Consider the following 18743-nt stretch of genomic DNA (forward strand, 5'->3'; position numbering starts at 1 on the left):
CCTATCGCGCGAGGTATTTATGAACTACGCCGGAATCAAAGAATATGATATCGCCAACGGGCCGGGCATCCGCTTTTCCCTTTTCGTTTCCGGCTGCACCCACCACTGCAGAGGCTGTTTCAATCCGGATACATGGTCTTTTCACTACGGCAAGCCCTTCACGAAAGAAACGGAAGACTACATCATCAGACAATTGGGGCAGGACTGCTACCAGGGCATGACTCTCCTCGGCGGCGAGCCCATGGAGCCGGTCAACCAAAAGGGACTTCTGCCCTTGGTGAAACGATTCAAGGAAACCTATCCGGAAAAAGATCTCTGGTGCTTCTCCGGCTATCTTTTCGATAAGGAAATACTCGGTCATTTCGCAAAGATTATGCCTGAAACAATGGAGCTTCTAAAATATATAGACATCCTTGTGGACGGCGAATTTGTCCTCGCGAAAAAAGATATCACCCTTCTCTTCAAAGGCTCTTCCAACCAGCGGACAATCGATGTGCAGAAATCTCTCCAAGCGGGAGAACTGCATTTTTGGAATCCGGGAGACACAAGTATGTCAAAAATGACAAAAATTTAAAAGCTGCAATATAAAAAGGAACCCGCCGGCTATGCCGGCAGGTTCCTTTTTATATTTTATCCATGATGACGGGCTTTCCCGTAGTATGAAGTGCCTTTGTCAGAGTCATGCATAAGATCCATGAGTTCTTTGGCCCGTTCCAAAGTGAATCCGCATCGGTTGGCGTATTCCACAAGGGGATTTCCCCGCAGTTCACGTTTCTTTTTCATATATGCCCTGCGGTCTTCCTCGGAAAGCCCTTCCACATCCTGCAAATCCTGCATACGGCGGGCATTCCTGAAAATCATGTACACTTCCGTCCGCTCTGCTTCTTCTGCCGTCATCTTTCCTTCTTTCACAAGCTCCGTCAGATAGTACACCGCCGCTTCCGGCTTATGGGGACTCGTTCCTTTGATATCCTGCGGCATGGATATCGGTTCGGGAAGCCTCGCCGATACGGTGCCGGCAGCAAAAAGGATAGCAGCTAAAGCAAGTCTAAGTATTTTCTTCATATGTTCTCCTTAAAAAGAATGACGCAACGTAAGGGTGTACGTTCTTCCGCTTGCCGCTTCGCTGTCATAAATCACTTTGTCGAAAAGATTGTAAATATAGAATTGGGCGGTGGTGTTCTTCGTGAAACTGTAATTGGCCGATAAGCTGGCGATGAAGAATTTTCCCGCAGAGTAGTACACGCCTGTCGCCGCATCAGGTTCCTGGCGTGCGCTGACATACTGGGCATCAGCAAGAATATCCCATCTCTTATCGGTAAACTCCGCGCCGAAGTGGATAAGGTGTTTCGGAATATCCCAGTTATGTTCGCCATCAATGGATTCCGTTTCCCATGCATAATTCAAATAGCCGCTTACCTTATCGGAGAATTGATGGGTAGCACTGAACTCGAAGCCTTTTTTCTTTGCCTTGCCAAAGTTCCTGTACTGGGAATAACCTTTTTTATAGAATACCCCCTTGTAAGTAGATGCTTTGCCCGTGGAGAAATAACGGATAGCATCTTTCGTATCCGCTTTGTAGACAGCAATATTCGCAGTGGTGTCTTTCCATTTTTTCTTCAATCCCAGTTCATACGTATCCGTCTGTTCCGGGTCAAGATCGGGATTGGGCAAAGATCCCCTTGTAGAAGCCGTAGGCACGCCATTGACAATCTTGATGGGTGATCTTTCAGAACGATATACCTGGTAGAGTATAGGCGGCGTGAAGGAATGTCCATAACTTGCATATACAGTGGTATCATTTCCCATAAGGTATTCTAAGGATAATTTCGGGCTCCATGCATTATAAATACCTTCTTCATCGTCCTTCACATAACCGGTCGTAAGGAATTCATGATGGCCGCCATATTTCTTGTAGCGGTCAAAACGGAGTCCTGCGTAAACGGCAAATTTTTCAGAAGCCTGCCATTTATCCTGGAAATAAGCAGACAGGGATTCGTCTTTACCGCGATGTTTTTCATAAGCATTTATTTTACTGCCGTGATCTTTGTAATGGGCCAGATTGTATCTCGTTTGGTCAAAAGAATTTGCCCTGTATGCCAAGCCGCCGATCAGGGTATGGGACCCCAATTCCCAGGTTTTATTCAAATCAAAATCTTTTGTCTTGCTCGGATAAAAAGACTGTACTCCTTCCCCATTCCACGCATAAGTCTCCTCTTCCGTCATGGGCAGCCACGCATCATCTCCGCCGGCACTGCTGTAGCCGTCTTTTTTGATATCTGTATATCCTGCATGGACATGAAACCGGTTTTTATTATCATCATAAAAAATATTGTGCATACCCCATTCTTTTGCACCCACATATCCGAGAAAATCACCCGGTGCAAAATCTATACCTTTCCCGTTGGGGTAAACAACGCTGCCATAGAAAATGCTCTTTCCAGAAGCATCCTTAATCAAAGTGAAGGGATGCTCATAACTGTATTTATGATCCGTATGAAGGTAGGAATAAGTCAAAGACTTGTCATCATTGAAATGATAGGTCAGCTTGGCATGGTAACTTTCAGAAGTCCACGCTTTTTCGCCGCGTCCCCCAAGGATGACCCTGCCGCGGCCGTCAATAGGTAAATTACCCGCATCAAATTGCGGTATATTTTCCGTACTGCCTGATACGCGGGAATCCACATAATATCCCCGCCAACCGTCAGTTTTACGTTTTTCATACCCTGCACCGATATCCCATTTATCTTTACGGACAGATACATCATAAACCTGTTTTGTCGTACTGCTGCTTCCGTAAGAAAGCGTCATATTCCCATGAACCCCTTCCTCATGGGTATTTGTCGTAATCGAAATGACGCCGCCTGTCGCACGGCCGCCGTAAAGGGAAGAAGCCGCACCGCGGAGCACTTCAATCTTCTTTATATTTTCCACAGGGATCATCGTCCAGTCTACAGAACCGTTCCAACCGGAATTGACAGGCTGTCCATCTACCAGGACAAGGATATCGCTGGATGCGAAACCGCGAAGGGAAATCCCGCCATTTGCTACAGGCGACAGGTAAACCCCCGGTTCCTGCCCCAATGCCTGGGCTACACTTTGATAACCGCGGTCTTTAATTTCCTTTGCCGTTACCACAGATATACTGGCCGGCACTTTTTCCGTGGACTCTTCAATTTTAGTCGCTGTAACGACAACTCCTTCCAACTCATAAACACCGGCCGCATGAGCCGTGCCGCCTGCCAGGGCAAGCAATACCGCCAGCCCTAAAACCCCTGATTTTTTCATACTATACTCCTCTCCTTGCATATAAAAAATACCTGTAAGAGACGGCACCGAAGTCTCCAAATTTCCTTCTCTGCCATATTCCCTCAGGTTCATAAACAAACTGATCCGTGCGGAAAAGTATCATTCATCCCCGTCTGCTACTATTCCACATGAACTATTATACTTATATCCATATGTATAATCAATCTATTTCACATTTTATTATAATTTTTTCGGTCTATTTGTTTAGAAATATATGGTTTTATTCCAAAAATAAAGGAAATTCGCTGGCTTGCCATAGGTACGGCCGCCCACGGCATGGGTACGGCGCGGGCGATGGAAATGGGACCGGTAGAAGGTGCCATGAGTTCTCTTTCCATCTGCGTCGCCGGTATCATGACCGTAGCAGGCGCGAGCCTTTTCTCCTACTTTTGGTAAAATTTCACAAAAAAAGCGTATCGCACTTTTATCCGCGGTACGCTTTTTAAATTTCCCTGCTTGGAGAAATATCTCCATCAGTTCTTTCTTTTTAATAAGGACCTGAACCCAAACAGACGCGGTCTTCATAGAGGCTGATATATTCCGACTCATCTTCACCTGCCGTAAAAAATTCATTCATCGGGCCTCCCATTTTATAGTATGCGGCATAACTGTCCCGGGGACTGTCCGCATTCAGACCGGAACGATCGAACGTTTTCCTGCTGCCTTTTTTAATCCGTATGCCGTTCACAATCCCTCCATAGAAATATACACTGACCCCTTCCTTTACATAGCTCCAGCTCTGGTATGGAAATCTCCCGTCCTCGCAGTCCGGTTCTCCGTAGATCTGGCGCACCTCTCTCATCTCCATTCCCAGATATATGCCGTCCACAGACTCAAAATGCTTTCCGGTGAGACGACAGTATACCTGACTTCCATACACCAGTATTTTATAATTCGGACTCATCACATTCCAGCTGATCTGCTCCATGACCGGCTGCCCTTCATGCAGAAGCACCGCTTTCACTGCCCCCTGCACTCCTCCGCCGGCCACATCATACATGCCGTCCAAAAGATCTCCGTCCACGGCACGGGGGGTAATCTCCAAAGTCCTTCCTCCATGAATATCCGTCCACGTCCCGCAGATTTCATGGGGAAATTCAGCCTGTTCATAAACCCTTTCATCAGCAAAGGATACCACCGACATTCCGACGAGGAACAGCCCGATGCCTGCCGGCAGCCATTTCATACGCATCACGCATCTCCCCTTTCAGACATGACAAAGTTTACATCAGGCCTTACATAATCCGCCCATTCCTCATCCACTACGATTTTAAATCCAGGAAGGCTCCACTCCTTCGCCTCAAGCTTCATCTCATCCATGCTGCCGTGCATTCCATCGGGCTTATTTTTCATAAGACTGCCGTATATGGTTCGTATACCTTCCACATACAAAGAAATATCCGTATTCCCGACCGACTTTTTATCTTCTGCCGAAGCGACAACTTTCCCCTGCCCGTCCAGTCCGTACCATTGGGAAAAAATGATTTTCAGATACACGCCGCCCTTCTGATTCGCCAGCACCTCTCCCACTTGCACATGCTTCATTTTCTGTATTCTTTCATCATTAAGAAAAGTCGTTTTGACACCTCCATGATAATAGGTGACAATCGCCATATAAGAAGTATGCCCGCTGCACTGTCCGTCCATCAAAGCAAAACGGCCTTTAAATGCTCCTTTTTCAAAATCAGCAATCTTATGCATCTGGTCCTCATAGGCGGTACTCATCTGGCACATATCCTGATGAATCACTTTCGCCTCTGCCGGAGATCCCATACAGGTGAAGAATAAAAGCAGACCTATAATCCGTTTGAAAAATTTCATTTTCAGCGCCTCCCTTCCCACAACTCAAGATCAATGTATGGCTGGCCGTCTCAGAATTCTCCCAAAAAGAGAGAGCCGTCGTCCCCGCTCATGCCGATATAGAACCGTCTGGTTCTTCCGTTTTCGTCCGTATAGGAAATCCCGTACCCCGGCGTGTCTCCATGAAATACCATGCCGAGCACAAGCGGTCTTTCCGCCGTGATCCGGCCGGTATAGTAGAGTTCCGTTTCAGAGAACGTCATATTTCCTTCTTCATCCAGATCAGGAACCAAACGCAGTACTCTGAAATCCCCGACCTCATCTTGCGTAGAAAACAGGACCCGCGCCTGGTATTCCGACGTCTCCGCCATAAATTCATCGTACTCCCCATAATCGGAAAGCGCGTCCTCCGCCCAGCGGGCCTGCACCGTTCCATCCGCCGCCGCTTCATGACCGCAGGCATATTCCGAAAAGGGAACCTTTCCTATCGCTCTTATCCCTGTCCGTAATGTTTCGTCCATTTCAAAAAAACGGCCGCGTGAAATAAATAATTCTTCCGCTTCCGCCTTCTTCCATACGCCCGTTGTATTATGGAAATACCCGATCGTTCCCGCACTGCTGTCTTTGATATCGGAGAAGTAAAAATCTTCCCACTCTATCCGGCTGCCGTCATAAGAAAGATGACAAGTCCCGAATGCGCTGTACGCCGCGCCGCCGGAGCCGTGGTAATAAAACCGTCCGCCGCCGAGCGCATAATACCCGTTTCTTGCCCACCCGTCAAGAACGGCTGCCGGCGTGCCGTTCCGTATCGTATACACGGCATATACAGACTCTCCGGAACCGGGCATACTCCCTACCAGCAGCTCGGGAACCCCATCGCCGGTGATATCCTCTATGGCAAAACCTGTCCCCTGAAGCGCCGCTTCCCGTCCCAGGGCATTCACCGTCTCCATAATCCCTGCCGAACCCGCCAGCTGATCATTTGAACCTTCTCCGACAGCCAAATTCTCATAGAGTGCATCCAGCGTTTCTTTATAAGGCCCGCCTCCGCTCCTTTCAAAATCGGAACAGCTGAACGCTCCTGCCGATACGGTGGCGGCCGCTATACATCCTGACACAGCCAATATCCGCAGCCATTTGGAAAATTTCATAAAATACTCCTTCCCGCCCGACGGCACACTTCATATCATAAACAATGAACCTTACCTGCATGAAAGAAAATGTATCACATGAATCGGTATTTTTTACCTGTCATATATCTTTTGCCGAATGTATCCCTTTCCTCTGATAATATCCCGCCCGGCAGACATCGTTACGGTATCCTTTCCGCCGATACCAGTATTTTTGTATGGGGGTAGTACGTTATCCGGTACATGACATCTTTCCCTCCACCGATCTGTCCGCCGTCGTACATCGCAAAACTCTTCCGTCCCTCTTCCACGGCAGGTATCAGATCCTCTATCCGTATCGTTTTCCCTCTGACCGTCAGCCCCTCCATCATGGACGCGAGAACCTCCCTGTCTCTTCGCGCAATATGGAAATGGACATATTCATCCCCGCCGTCCATCATCAGATCAAACCGACCTGCCGCCTGGGCCGGCAGAAACTGGCTGTACAAACCGGCGCCTCTTGCCCAGGTCTTCTCATACATCACGTGGCTCAGCGCCATATCTTTGGTCACCGTTCCCGAAAAGACATCCTCCACGCCGCCAAAGCAGTCGGTAAACGACATTATACCGAACAGGACAAACATCCCTGCCGAAAACGCATATTTCACATACTGCCGGATCCTCTGCGGACCGGCCAATACGACCCACATGAAAGACGTGACAGCCACAGTCAGTGACGGTCCCGCCAGCAGCCCTTTCCAGATCAGCCCCGGCACACCGACTGACGGCATATCAAAATACATATCCAAAGCCAGCACCGCCGTGGAACTGATCATCACCACCCACGCATAAGGCCGGTTTTTAAGCTGCGGATTCTTCTTCCGCTCCCTGTCCGCCATCGCCTTATCACGCGCGGCAGATTCTGCCAGCGGTTTCCTGTATATCCAAAGCAGAACTATCAATATAAAGATGACAAGGTGCAGCAGAAGCATCCCCACAAACATTCCGCCCATCATAATTCTCCTTTTCAAACGGCCGCCGGTTTACAGCAGTTTTTTCCAAAACCGATCACAGCCGTACGCGGGGGCATGCACATAAAAAACCGCTCCCTTTACTTTGTATTATATCAAAAACAAGATTTATATTCTTTTTATATGTGTTTATTAAAATTCTTAAAGAAATAGATTTTATCGAACGTGATAATGTGCTTATGTGTTATCACGTTTTATATTGTCCCACGCAAAGACATTGATTTATTTTTGAAATCAGGGTCAAGATTGAAGCCAAATATCATAAATTTTATCCAGTTTTACAATCATCCAATCCTACCACATCTTACCTGTCGCTTTACCTGTATTAGGCCTGTTACATAGTAAAAACAATCCCCATTTTTGCTCTGGGAAGCGTTTTTCACATCAGACAACCTTCTTTTGATAAATTTACCCGTTGCTTGAAATATCATCATTCAGAAAATGCTCGTTAGGCACTATTTTCTTGATGTCTAAATGATTATCGGGGGGCATGGGAATCGTTGCGCTCTTGTTTCAGTTATTAGGAATATCCTGAAATCAAGAAAATTATATTGTATAGTCTACTATGTGAATTATTTCGACCTGCTTATATGCCTTATATGCTGTTATTGGCAATCTGCATAATCTATCTACTGTTATTTATGCAATAAAAAACAGACTGCTTGTTATGTCAGTCTGCCGTACTACTGTTATGTAATTGTCTTATCTGTTATTGATTGTCACGCTTTTTAAAAACTATGTCGTACCCAAGAGCGGCCGCTATGTTATATAAATCTATTGCTCTTAGCGATCCCCTTGAAATTTTATTGTTTAAATTTTGCGGTGTCATATCTGCCTTTTGTGCTGCACATGCCGCTGTGACATCTGCTAATGCAAACAGTATTTTTAACTGTCTGTGAAACTCTTTATTATCCATATCTATATGCCTCCATTATTATATAATAACCTATCGTTATTATAGCAAAACAAAATATATTTTTTTATATGCATTTGCTAAACTCCTTAAATAAGTAGATTTTATTGAATGCGATAATGTGATTATGTGTTATCACATTTTATATTGTTCCGCACAAAGACATTGAATTATTTTCAAAATCAGGATCAAGATTGGGATTAAACATCATAAATTTTATCCAATTTTACATTCATTCAATCCTACCATATCTTATCTGTCGCCTTACCTACATTAATCCTATTACATAGTAAGAACGCTCCCCATTTTTGCTCTGGGGAGCGTTCTTCACATCAAGCAACTTCCTTTTGATAAATTACTATAGCTGATATTCCATTATTCAAAAAAACACAAATTTTTAATCTCCTGTTTTAAGAGTCATAAATAAAGATTTCGTTCATAGAACCTCCCCTGCTTATCCATCAAAGCTCTTGCAACTTTGCCATATCCCGCCGGAAAGTACTTTCACTTTTTACCTTGTACAACCCATCATTACAAGTTGTGGAAAAGGTCAGAAAGAAAGTATCATCCCTGCCTTTAGCCGCTGCATATACAAAAGATACAAGGATTTTTGCGTGCCGCTTAAACAACGAAATGCTTCTGAATGGGTCAGCATAGTTTAATATATTAAGCCTGTCATCTTTTCGGGAGCTTTGCCACGGCGGAAATGGCTCTTTCTTTCACATACCTTCGGAATGCCCACAAGGTTATTTCCTGGCTTTTGATACGCCGTTCAAATGAGGCAAGCTGGCTCTGTATCTCAACATCATTAGCCGGCATAAAATATCCCCCTTTTCCCTCCATCCTAGAACAAATCAATACACCGGATTTTCTTTCATCTTCTACTGCTTTTGTAATTTCCCGTATCGTCTTGCCTGTTAGAATGCGGGTTATAGGACATTTTGTGTTGATTTTAATACCGATGAAGTTAGACATTGTCTGGCTTCATCGGTATTTTATCCTTTTCCTAAGAAGATAAAGGGTGGACAAAATGAGTTGGTAAAAAATCCGAAAATGATTGCTATGACTGCTTTAATTAGGGTTATATCTTTTTAAAATATGTTTATTTTAAAAGGAGAACCTTATGAAACAAGTTAGGTGTTTATATTGCGGTTTCTTTTGCTCAAAATATGGTAAAACTCGTACAGGAAGGCAACGGTGGTACTGCAAAGAATGTCATTCTGTCTTTGTGAATCCGATTAATAAGACGGTTCATGATTTTAAGCACTTTATTCAGTGGTTGTTTGGTAAGGATGTGCAAAAATCCATGCCTGGCAACGGTCGTGGTTTTCGAAGGAAAACCTCTAAATTTTGGGAAATATGGCCTATGCAGCCTAAAATTGAGAGTCCGATGAATGTCATATATGTGGATGGGATTTATTTAGGAAGAAAAGCATGTATCCTTATTTGTTGTAATGAAAGATATGTGCTTGGATGGTATTTGTGCCGCTATGAGAATTCCAGAGCCTGGGAAGCATTGATGCAGAGAATTGCGGCTCCCGCTATGGTCGTTTCTGATGGAGGCCACGGCTTCCGGAAAGCACTAAAAAGAGTCTGGCCCAAGGCTAAGTTGCAGCATTGTACTTTCCATGCATTCATCCAGGTAAAGAGATATACAACCGGTAGTCCTAAAACCATTGCCGGCATTGAGATGTACATGATAGCAAAGGATTTGCTGATGATAAAAGACATGGAGCAAGCAGGTCATTGGGCAACCCGATTGATAAACTGGAGAATAAAGCATAAGACCTTTCTTAGTGAAATGACACAAGATGAAAAAGGCAAACTTCGCCCTATGCATGAACGTTTACTAAAGGCCGAGCGGTCACTGGTCAGATTAGTACGGCAAAACACATTATTTACCTATTTGGATGAATCGTTGTCTTATGGAGAAGAACTACCATCGACAAATAACCGTATAGAAGGCGGAATAAATGCACAATTAAGAACGATGCTTAGAAACCATCGTGGGATGTCCATTGAAAGACGCATAAAAGCGGTTTTCTGGTGGTGTTACTTCCACACACCGAAACCGCTTTCTGCATCTGAAATCCTAAAGGTAATGCCCACTGACAGAAGCATTTCTAAACTGTATAAAGCGATGAATGAACGAGCCAAATTAGAGGATTCAATTCCCACATGGGGAGATGCTATTGTGTGGTCAGAATTACATAAATCCGATTCATTTCCTGCTTGTTTTTGGGATTAACCACCAACACAAAATGTCCTATAACCCTAGAATGCAAAGTTCTGTTATTGTCAGGGCGTTTTCTATGCCCACGGCATTATGCTCCGTTAAAACAGTTTCTATCATTTTTCATCACGCCCCATTCTGTTCAATGCCCTATCAATGACCGACTTATCATAAAGGGAACGCCTGCCTATCTTTTTCAATGCGCCTACCCTTTTGCCGAATTCAAACGCCCTATTTTTTCCTAATCCGATATATTGCTGTAATTCGTTAATACTCAATAAGCTTTTTCCGTTAGATCCTGAATTTGTCAATTTCCGTTAACCTGCTTTCTGTTTAAATTAACCTAAATTACCATGGTTGTTCGGTCATATAATATCTTTGAGCTCTACATAAATGATACTGTGTGCTAGAATGAACAATAAGATGTGGAAAAACATCGTTTTTAATACGCTTATTTTTTTAAGCGTATTAGCTGTTTTGAAAAGGAGATATTTTTAAAATGGGCAATATCAGCATGCAAAACAAAATGAATAAAAAGATTTTTATTGCACAAGGAAAATCCACGCTAAAAGCACATGCCAATAAATTTAATATACAAAAAGTCTGTGAAAACATAATAAAGGTCTATGAGAAACTATGTAATACCGGAGCTTGTTTATCACAAGAAGATTTTTATCGTTTGGTTGCCGTTACTAATAATTCTCCTGAAAATGCACGTACCCAAATGGCACGTATAAAGAAAGGTAGAATCAAAAGTTTTGACTTAGAATTTATACATAATGTCGCAACTTTAGGAGGTATATCCATTGACGATTTAATATATGGGGAAGTTAATATCAATATACCGTCCAAAGCTCTCGGTCTTGGATATCTGCAAGCGCGATTAAACCGATTAGTTCCCCATGCAACTATCGGAGAAGCAATGAAACAAATGGGATTCGATTCAATAAAATCCTATTTAAAAACAATCCAATAAATTACACAATTAGCACAAAAGGAAAAAGCCTCCTATAAATTAGGAGGCTTTTTCCTTTTGTGTGGTCAGAATTAGGGTCAAATAAGGATAAAAATTCTCTATATCTATCGAATATATCAAATATCGTCGAATTGTTTGTATTATAAAGGAAGCGGTTTTATAAATTCCAGTTTTTCAGTCTTATGATTCCACTGCGCTTTTCAGTTCCTCTACGAAAGTATCAAGCGGGCGATAGCCGGACATGCGCTTTACAGGCTTGCCGTCTTTAAAAACCACCAGAGTCGGAATGGACATGATATCAAATTCAGCGGCCAGCTGCTGCTGCTCATCAACATCGACTTTTACGAAATTGATTTTGTCACCAAGCTGCTGTTCGGCGCTTTCCAGCACAGGCGCCATCATACGGCACGGCGGGCACCAGGTCGCCCAGAAGTCCACAAGGGCGTATCCTTTGTGATTGGTTATTTCCTTTTCAAAGTCTGCTGCGGAATGAATTTCTTTGCTCATCATCATCTCTCCTTTTTAAATTCTATTACATCTATATCTTTCTATATACTCATTATAATATAGACATCTTTCAATGTAAAGGCTCCAATAAACATTTCTTTGAAATCTTTATTTTTATCGGCTGTTTTTTGCCATATAGTATAATGAAAGCATTACAAGACAGATTAAGGAGAATCTATGAAATCAGGATATTGGACACGGGAATTTATTGTGGGGCTTTTCCACCTGATTACCCCTTATTGGAACAGCGAAGAAAAGAAATCGGCACGGCTCTATCTCGCAGGTATCATTACCCTCACAATTGCCGCCGTATATATGACACTGCTTTTAAACGAATGGTTCAATTCTTTTTACAGCGCTTTGCAGAATTATGACAGCGGCGCAGTTTACCGCGGGCTGCTCCGTTTCACGGGACTGGCCTTCGCCCATATCGCCTTTGCGGTATACAGCTACTACCTGCAGCAGCGCCTGGCGCTCCGCTGGCGGAAATGGATGACGAAAAACTATCTTGCCAAATGGACCGGACAGCAAATGTACTACCGTCTTGAAATGTTTTTCCAAGGCACGGCAGACAATCCCGACCAGCGTATTTCCTAAGACATCAATCTTTTTACGGCACGCACGCTTTCCTTCATGAGCGGGCTGCTCCGCTCGGCAACGACCATCGTGTGCTTTATCTTTGTTCTCTGGAATTTATCGGAAGTCCTGTCGTTTTCTGCCGCAGGACAGGAAATTCATATTTACGGCTACCTTGTCTGGACGGCGCTCGCCTACTCCGTTCTCGGCACATGGATCACCCATAAAGTCGGCCACCGCCTCGTTTCCCTCAATTACCTCCAGCAAAAACTGGAAGCCGACTTCCGTTTCTCCATGGTCCGTCTCCGTGAAACGGCGGAAAGCGTGGCATTTTATAACGGCGCGGCAAAAGAAGAATCCTTCCTGTCAAACCGTTTCATGACCCTCCTCAGAAATACCCTTTTCATCATCAAAAAGCAAAAACAGCTTTCCTGGCTGACAAACAGCTACGCCCAGATTGCCATTATATTTCCCTTTGTCGTCGCTGTGCCGAGATATCTATCTCAAAATATTTCCTTAGGCGGCTTGATGCAGATTGCCAACTGCTTCGGCAAAGTCCAGGACGCCATGTTCTACTTCGTCGATGTATATGCATCTCTGGCGGAATGGCAGTCCTGCGCGGAACGTCTGCTGTCCTTTGACAAGCACATAGCGGCCATCGAAAAAGAGACAGAAGAAAAATCAGGCAGCCTTGTCCGCGAAGAGACTCCTGACAGGCTCCGCCTCACGGATGTCACCATTTCCGTGCCCGCCATGGATGAAAACAAAAGGACACGGGAAATCATTTCATCTGCCGCCTGTACAATCAGATCGGGAGAACATGTCATCCTAAAAGGCCCTTCGGGAAGCGGGAAATCCACCCTTCTCCGTACGCTGGCAGGCTTCTGGCCCTACGTCAAAGGACATATCTCCATGCCTGCCTCCTCTGAAATGATGTTCATTCCCCAAAAACCTTACATTCCCATGGGCACCTCTGCCGAAGCCTCATCGTACCCGCTGGAAACGGCGAACAAGGAAATCCTTTCCCCTCTCCTTATGGAATGCGGCCTTTCCCATTTAATGGAAAAGCCGGATACCGAGGCGGACTGGAGCCACATCCTCTCTTTAGGGGAACAGCAGAAATTGGCTTTTGTCCGCGTGTTCCTCAGAAAACCGAAATGGGTCTTCCTTGACGAAGCCACCAGTGCCATGGACGAAGAAACAGAAGAAAAGATGTACCGTCTTCTGACGGCGCTCCCCGGCACAACGGTCATCAGCATCGGCCACCGTTCCACCTTGGATAAATGGCACGACAGGGTTCTCCGCATTACAAATGGAAAGCTCATCGGATAACAACACCGCTTTTTTCCGTTTCACCGCATAGGTGCCGTCAATAAGACAAAAGAAAACAGTCCGTCTCTGTCAGTCCCGGTTTCCCGGACACAGATACAGACTGTTTTTATAATGGATAAGAAATGGAGACGGGCGTGCTCATAGGATGGAATGTCCTGTTTCACGCTTTGATTCCCATCCCCACGCGGTCAGCTTCTACAACTTTTCTGAAATCATCCGTACTGTATACTTTCCCATTATAAGTAAAAGTTCTTGCAAAAGGATCCACCGCCACATGGTAATATACATGTCCTTCCGGATATATGCGGAAATCTATTTCCAGGCGATTCCCCGCTTCTTCCATATGCTCCAGGTTATAAGAATGGCACAGGGGTATGATCTCCTCTCCCGTCACCGCATCAGACAGGCCGAACCCGTTGATCCAAAGCGCCATACGGAACTCCATAGGGTCTATGATCAGCTTTACCCGTCCCTGGAGCAGCCTTCTTTCCCGCCTGTATTCTCCCATCATATCCTTCTTTCCGCAATATACGCCCCTGCTTAAGATTTTTCCGATTTCATAAACTCACTGATCTGCGCCCCGGCTACTTTTTGGTAAATAAAACTTTGCCAAGTAATGACCCGCTTTTCTTAAATCCCTCTTTGTAAGATGCCTATCCACTGGCACAAACTCATTATCATTAATAGTATAAAAATCTATTTTCTCCACCTTACCCTCTTTATACCAAGCAATATCACATACTTTGGATGTAATAAAGATATGTGCACCAATTTTATATTTATATGGTTCTTCTTCAGTTTTAGTAAATGCCTTTAACTTTTCTTCATCATGCTTAAACCCAACATCATACTTTGCTTTAGACTTTATCTCTAAGACCATACGATTATTTTCTTGTATTTTACGCTTATGCACAATTAAATCTGGATAAGTATATTTTTTCCCTACTAATGCCTTGGGTCTATCTTCTTTCCTGTTGTATTCAGAATCAACAATGAGCCCCTCCTTTCTAAAGAGTTCATCTAGATATATACCCAGTCGAAATGTGATAGAACGTTCGTTTGCTCTAATCTCCAGTAATTCACCGTCTTTTTCATATAGTTCTTCTAGAGCTTTTAATAACTTTTCTTCATCAGTCATAGCAGTTTCTCCTTTAATATCACAAAATTCTTTTTATAAATTTATTTATAGTATAAACAATAATTTTAATGCGCTGATAAATGGAGGTGTTAAATCATATGAGCGGTAATAATCGTATAACTATATGCGTTAGTCTTTCCGCGATATACGCCCCTGCTTAAGATTTCTTCGATTTCATGAACTCACTGATCTGCGTCCTTGCTACCTTTTGGTAAATAAAGGCCCCTTCCGGATCACATTGATTCAGGTCTGAATAGGATGTCGTTTTTTTCAGATCCAGCGGTTCCACTTCCACCACATCTGTCGCTTCCAGCAGTCCCGCTCCATTCTCCGCCGCATCCCGGAGCGCTTTCAGAAGTACGGCCCCGTTCTCCATGAAATAATCATCGACCGCTTCCCGTATTTCCTTATTTCCTTCATAATCGGAAAGAAGTTCTTTCACATGTTCTGCGGACAGATAAACACCGGCAGAATAATTTTCGACGATTCCCCGCTGTGCAGGGGGTAAGATGCCTTCAGGAAGAATATCCTTCCATGGCGTGATATATCTTTCCATCAGCGGGTACTCCTCCGCCATGAAAGAAACGGCAGTCCCCCGCACATAATAATGCTTGCGGAAAAACCCCTGCACTACCGCCATATAAAACCCGTGGGTGGTTTCAAATCGTTCTGAAGGCGGCGTCCCGGCGGCATACTTCATCAGATCCCTGTATTTATTTATGTAAAACGGATCCATCCCCGCTTCTTCCGCCACCGCCTCCAGCCGGGACGTATCCCCTTTCGCCAGGCCGTCCAGCAGGGAAAAATACCATGCATCCATCTGCTCTTCGCTGATCGGATGGAAAGTGATGTCATACCCCATATCCATTCTCCTTTACGCTTTGAATCCTTTTACATCATGATGAATCGGTACAGTAAAGCATGAAACGCCATATTATAACAAACCTTACAGGCTATACTTCATCTTCCCTTAGCTCTCTGAAATCCCAAAGATGATATCCAAAATAACATTTGCCCGATCGGCCTATAAAAATTCCATGTTCCGGCATGTTGGCCAGTTCCCCCAGGTAAACTAAGGGCAGATCATCGGAAAACGGATAATCAACCGTTATTCCTTCTTTGAGCGTGACCAATGTTTTTTCTTTCAGCTTACTCATGAATTGCCTCTCTTCACATCACCCGTCCACGCTGAAATGACTTAACTGCTTAAACTCGTCATCCAGGTATTCCAGCGTAAAGATATGCTCGTAATCAAACGTATGCTCCAGATAATTAATTTCTCCCATCGTAAGGTCGATGACAGGTTTCCCCAGTTTCCTCTTTATCTCTCCGGGATCCGTAACTCCATACATTTCTTTCAAATCCGGGGCAATATGCCGGACGATGTCATCAAGCCTTTCGTAATAATTTGCTGCCAGTTTCTTCACCGTATCAGAAAAGTCTTTCTCCGGTTCCTCATCCCAGGCAAAGACGATCCCTTCGTACTCATAAACAAACTGACGCAGGTTTTCATCAAACCGCATACTCTCTTCCCCTTATCCGACATGGAATCAATCCGTTTTACTCCGCACATAAGTTTACAGCAAGCCGGCCGCCACAATAAATGAAACAGCAGATAGTTTGAAATGATAAGCAAACAACCATTACCCGGTATGCTTATTAAAAGTCAAGGTAACCCTTCTTACTCCTTTGTAGTATTTGTTCATTGTAAATAAAATTTTAATGTTTTTATATGGCACGCCTTCTGCATTTTCCTCCTCTGTTTCCGGCGGAGAAATCCCCAGCATTTCATAGGGATCTTTCCATTCCCTCCGTTCATCAAAAGCAAGATCAATCCTTACCGGATCGACATATATTTCTTTCGCATCATCTATGACTGCTTTTACAATCGCTGCCTCAGGCAAAGAACAGGGCGAGTCCGATACGTTTTCAGCCTGTAATGTTATCGTTGTAAATTCATACCGGCTCTCACTTTTGAAAATATAGGGTCTGCTTATTTCTCCGGGCTGCAAGATGATATTGTCCAATTCTTCAGGCGTGCCGTTCTTTAACATAAGGTTTTTGTGAAAGCAGTCACCAAAAGTATCGCTGCCCAAAATAAATGATTTCCCTATATCTGCGTGAAATGTAAAACCGTCCGGATTATCCGCATGCGTTTTTAGCTTCGGCGCTAATTCCTGACAAATTTCTTCGTATGACACAATGCTGAGACCGTCTTTTTTTGCTTTGGATATGTGTTGAAATATCAGGGTATCGTCATCATCTGCACCTTTCAAACGGATACCGGTAATATCCATTCGTATATTCAATAACCCTTCATCAATAAGAACCGGATATTTTTCGGAAACAAAGGCAATAAATCCCATCGCCCTGTCATAAGGCACTTTCAATTCTTCAAGGGATTTAACTTTTGTGTGATATACGAAATCAATGGAATCATCAAAAACAAGAACATCATCACCAAGTGCATGCGTTTTTTTGTATTCTTCAACTGCATGCTCACTGAAAACTTCATCAAAATTTGTCGTTATAGAAGGTGATGTCATGGAAAGAGGATCACGGGATACCGTATAGTAAACAGTAAGATCCGGATATTGGTTCAATGTCACAAACCAGCGATAATAACTCTCATCCTGCTTAATTGTATATGTATCCTTTCCAAATCTGTTATCCAAATACCGGATGATCCTTTCTTGATCTTCTTTTGTATGACCACAGCCGCCGGATAAAACGGTACTGAACAGCAGGAATAAAATGACTATCGGTTTTAAAAATTTCATCTGCCCCACCTTTTATGTTACATACGCAGATATTCTCTACGCACAGAATCCCCTGATCCTTCTATAAAACAGCCGGGAGAATAGCTCCCGAAACCATTATGACGGCGCCGAATATAATCCCCAGTATACACAGGGATAAAACCATACCGGATGTATGGCGGTACACCTGAATAGAAAACAAATTGTAATCTACGGGCCGCTTAGTTACGGCATTCACAAGAAATGCGCATGCTTTGTCTCTGATACGCACTTCATCATTCAAGGAAACCGTATATGTGCCGGCTTCCGCCTGAAAGGAATACAATTTCAGCCTGGACTTGCTGAGCCCAGTCACAGCGGTACGCAAAAGAGGAGCACACAGGGGAACGGATTGTCCCGTATCCCGGTTGACAAGGGTCAGTCCAAATTCTCCGAGTGGCGCTTTTTTAAACTTTTCCCCGCTGAGCCATAAGCCATATTTCCCCCTTGCAGCAAGCGTAAATGTACCTGTTCCCCTGCTATAAGGCATTTCATAAATCATTTCAGACTTAGCAAAACGAATAACATATTTGATGCTTATAATCAACAGGAACAGTCCTGCCGGTATCAATAAACAAAATAAGTATTTCATGTTTCCCTCTCAAACAAAACTTTATAAAAACACAAAACTATCCGCCTGCCGTACCATTTTTTCAGTCAGCCGCAAGTATCTGTACAGCAATAAATCTGAGTAACCGGCTTTAAGCACGGCGGATAAGCCATAGTGAGTATTACAGCAAGCCATCCACAATCTCAATGGTATACTTCATTTCCGATCGCCTGCGGATACGGCTGTTTATGAGTTCCTTTGCCAGACCGCAGGCCTCCGCTTCATTCTTACCGCTAAAATAATAAATACTGTTATCATCCATATCCGCTTCACTGTCCGTTGCTTCCAGCTGCAGGCCGGGAATGTGCCGGATAAGATACTCATCGACTTCCCGGTTAATCTCCAACTCCCTGCTCACATGGAGCTCACCGCCGCCATAATTATAAAAACAGATTCTAATCATTGTCCCCC

General features: G+C 44.0%; 22 protein-coding genes and 1 pseudogene. 6 read left to right on the forward strand and 17 right to left on the reverse strand.

Features of this window, described 5'->3' with window-relative positions; translation table 11 throughout:
• Positions 1–19: 19 nt before the first annotated feature.
• On the forward strand, positions 20–574 hold the full coding sequence (nrdG, locus tag GCWU000321_RS05425) for an anaerobic ribonucleoside-triphosphate reductase activating protein (protein ID WP_007070105.1): 555 nt from the start codon (positions 20–22) through the stop codon (positions 572–574).
• 56 nt (positions 575–630) lie between these two features.
• On the opposite strand, the gene GCWU000321_RS05430 is transcribed toward nrdG, so the two are convergent.
• Positions 631–1065 carry a hypothetical protein gene (locus tag GCWU000321_RS05430; protein WP_007070106.1) on the reverse strand — a complete coding sequence of 145 codons (435 nt, stop codon included), beginning with the start codon at positions 1063–1065 and terminating at the stop codon, positions 631–633.
• Positions 1066–1074: 9 nt separating this feature from the next.
• On the reverse strand, positions 1075–3288 hold the full coding sequence (locus GCWU000321_RS05435) for a TonB-dependent receptor (RefSeq protein WP_050754522.1): 2214 nt from the start codon (positions 3286–3288) through the stop codon (positions 1075–1077).
• 276 nt (positions 3289–3564) lie between these two features.
• Between GCWU000321_RS05435 and GCWU000321_RS09370 the strand changes: the two genes are divergently transcribed.
• The gene (locus tag GCWU000321_RS09370) at positions 3565–3705 is read left to right on the forward strand and encodes an LrgB family protein (RefSeq protein ID WP_277352340.1); all 141 of its coding nucleotides are present in this window, start codon (positions 3565–3567) and stop codon (positions 3703–3705) included.
• 91 nt (positions 3706–3796) lie between these two features.
• Here the strand turns inward: GCWU000321_RS09370 and GCWU000321_RS05445 are convergent, their stop codons facing one another.
• The 6 genes from GCWU000321_RS05445 to GCWU000321_RS05470 form a co-directional block, all read right to left on the reverse strand.
• On the reverse strand, positions 3797–4501 hold the full coding sequence (locus GCWU000321_RS05445; RefSeq protein WP_007070109.1) for a hypothetical protein: 705 nt from the start codon (positions 4499–4501) through the stop codon (positions 3797–3799).
• Positions 4501–5130, reverse strand: a complete 630-nt coding sequence (locus GCWU000321_RS05450) for a hypothetical protein (RefSeq protein ID WP_040381349.1) — start codon at positions 5128–5130, stop codon at positions 4501–4503. The genes GCWU000321_RS05445 and GCWU000321_RS05450 overlap by 1 nt, the downstream gene beginning before the upstream one ends.
• Positions 5131–5180: 50 nt before the next feature.
• Positions 5181–6260, reverse strand: a complete 1080-nt coding sequence (locus GCWU000321_RS05455) for a hypothetical protein (RefSeq protein WP_007070111.1) — start codon at positions 6258–6260, stop codon at positions 5181–5183.
• A gap of 161 nt (positions 6261–6421) precedes the next feature.
• Positions 6422–7234, reverse strand: a complete 813-nt coding sequence (locus GCWU000321_RS05460) for a hypothetical protein (protein WP_007070112.1) — start codon at positions 7232–7234, stop codon at positions 6422–6424.
• 724 nt (positions 7235–7958) lie between these two features.
• On the reverse strand, positions 7959–8165 hold the full coding sequence (locus GCWU000321_RS05465; protein WP_007070114.1) for a hypothetical protein: 207 nt from the start codon (positions 8163–8165) through the stop codon (positions 7959–7961).
• Between the two features lie 672 nt (positions 8166–8837).
• Positions 8838–9137, reverse strand: a complete 300-nt coding sequence (locus GCWU000321_RS05470; protein WP_007070116.1) for a hypothetical protein — start codon at positions 9135–9137, stop codon at positions 8838–8840.
• Between the two features lie 148 nt (positions 9138–9285).
• On the opposite strand from GCWU000321_RS05470, the gene GCWU000321_RS05475 reads away from it, so the two are divergent.
• Together GCWU000321_RS05475 and GCWU000321_RS05485 are read left to right on the forward strand one after the other, a co-directional pair.
• The gene (locus tag GCWU000321_RS05475) at positions 9286–10410 is read left to right on the forward strand and encodes an IS256-like element ISDin1 family transposase (RefSeq protein WP_040381356.1); all 1125 of its coding nucleotides are present in this window, start codon (positions 9286–9288) and stop codon (positions 10408–10410) included.
• 484 nt (positions 10411–10894) lie between these two features.
• Complete coding sequence (locus tag GCWU000321_RS05485) at positions 10895–11371, forward strand: hypothetical protein (protein WP_007070119.1); 477 nt, start codon at positions 10895–10897, stop codon at positions 11369–11371.
• A 180-nt stretch (positions 11372–11551) separates the two neighbouring features.
• Here the strand turns inward: GCWU000321_RS05485 and trxA are convergent, their stop codons facing one another.
• Positions 11552–11878 (reverse strand): thioredoxin, encoded by a 327-nt coding sequence (gene trxA / locus GCWU000321_RS05490; RefSeq protein WP_040381930.1) that lies wholly within the window; start codon positions 11876–11878, stop codon positions 11552–11554.
• Between the two features lie 177 nt (positions 11879–12055).
• On the opposite strand from trxA, the pseudogene GCWU000321_RS09785 reads away from it, so the two are divergent.
• Positions 12056–13093: pseudogene (locus GCWU000321_RS09785) on the forward strand (ABC transporter ATP-binding protein/permease); the annotation flags it as partial.
• 114 nt (positions 13094–13207) lie between these two features.
• Positions 13208–13786, forward strand: coding sequence for an ATP-binding cassette domain-containing protein (locus GCWU000321_RS09790; RefSeq protein ID WP_244835147.1), 579 nt, complete (start codon positions 13208–13210; stop codon positions 13784–13786).
• A gap of 160 nt (positions 13787–13946) precedes the next feature.
• Here GCWU000321_RS09790 and GCWU000321_RS05500 read toward each other — a convergent pair whose 3' ends face one another.
• The 8 genes from GCWU000321_RS05500 to GCWU000321_RS05535 all read right to left on the reverse strand — a co-directional run bounded on the left by GCWU000321_RS05500 (position 13947) and on the right by GCWU000321_RS05535 (position 18735).
• Positions 13947–14297, reverse strand: coding sequence for a hypothetical protein (locus GCWU000321_RS05500; protein ID WP_007070124.1), 351 nt, complete (start codon positions 14295–14297; stop codon positions 13947–13949).
• Between the two features lie 54 nt (positions 14298–14351).
• Positions 14352–14924, reverse strand: coding sequence for a hypothetical protein (locus tag GCWU000321_RS09180; protein WP_007070125.1), 573 nt, complete (start codon positions 14922–14924; stop codon positions 14352–14354).
• A gap of 157 nt (positions 14925–15081) precedes the next feature.
• The gene (locus tag GCWU000321_RS05510) at positions 15082–15786 is read right to left on the reverse strand and encodes a hypothetical protein (RefSeq protein ID WP_050754523.1); all 705 of its coding nucleotides are present in this window, start codon (positions 15784–15786) and stop codon (positions 15082–15084) included.
• A gap of 91 nt (positions 15787–15877) precedes the next feature.
• Entirely contained in the window at positions 15878–16081 is a 204-nt protein-coding gene (locus GCWU000321_RS05515; protein ID WP_007070127.1) for a hypothetical protein, read from the reverse strand.
• An 18-nt stretch (positions 16082–16099) separates the two neighbouring features.
• Positions 16100–16447 carry a hypothetical protein gene (locus GCWU000321_RS05520; protein WP_007070128.1) on the reverse strand — a complete coding sequence of 116 codons (348 nt, stop codon included), beginning with the start codon at positions 16445–16447 and terminating at the stop codon, positions 16100–16102.
• A gap of 120 nt (positions 16448–16567) precedes the next feature.
• Positions 16568–17704 (reverse strand): hypothetical protein, encoded by a 1137-nt coding sequence (locus GCWU000321_RS05525; RefSeq protein ID WP_007070129.1) that lies wholly within the window; start codon positions 17702–17704, stop codon positions 16568–16570.
• Between the two features lie 61 nt (positions 17705–17765).
• Positions 17766–18314 (reverse strand): hypothetical protein, encoded by a 549-nt coding sequence (locus GCWU000321_RS05530; RefSeq protein ID WP_007070130.1) that lies wholly within the window; start codon positions 18312–18314, stop codon positions 17766–17768.
• 139 nt (positions 18315–18453) lie between these two features.
• Positions 18454–18735 carry a hypothetical protein gene (locus GCWU000321_RS05535; RefSeq protein ID WP_007070131.1) on the reverse strand — a complete coding sequence of 94 codons (282 nt, stop codon included), beginning with the start codon at positions 18733–18735 and terminating at the stop codon, positions 18454–18456.
• Positions 18736–18743: the final 8 nt, after the last annotated feature.

The sequence above is a fragment of the Dialister invisus DSM 15470 genome, from assembly GCF_000160055.1.
Lineage (GTDB): Bacteria > Bacillota > Negativicutes > Veillonellales > Dialisteraceae > Dialister > Dialister invisus.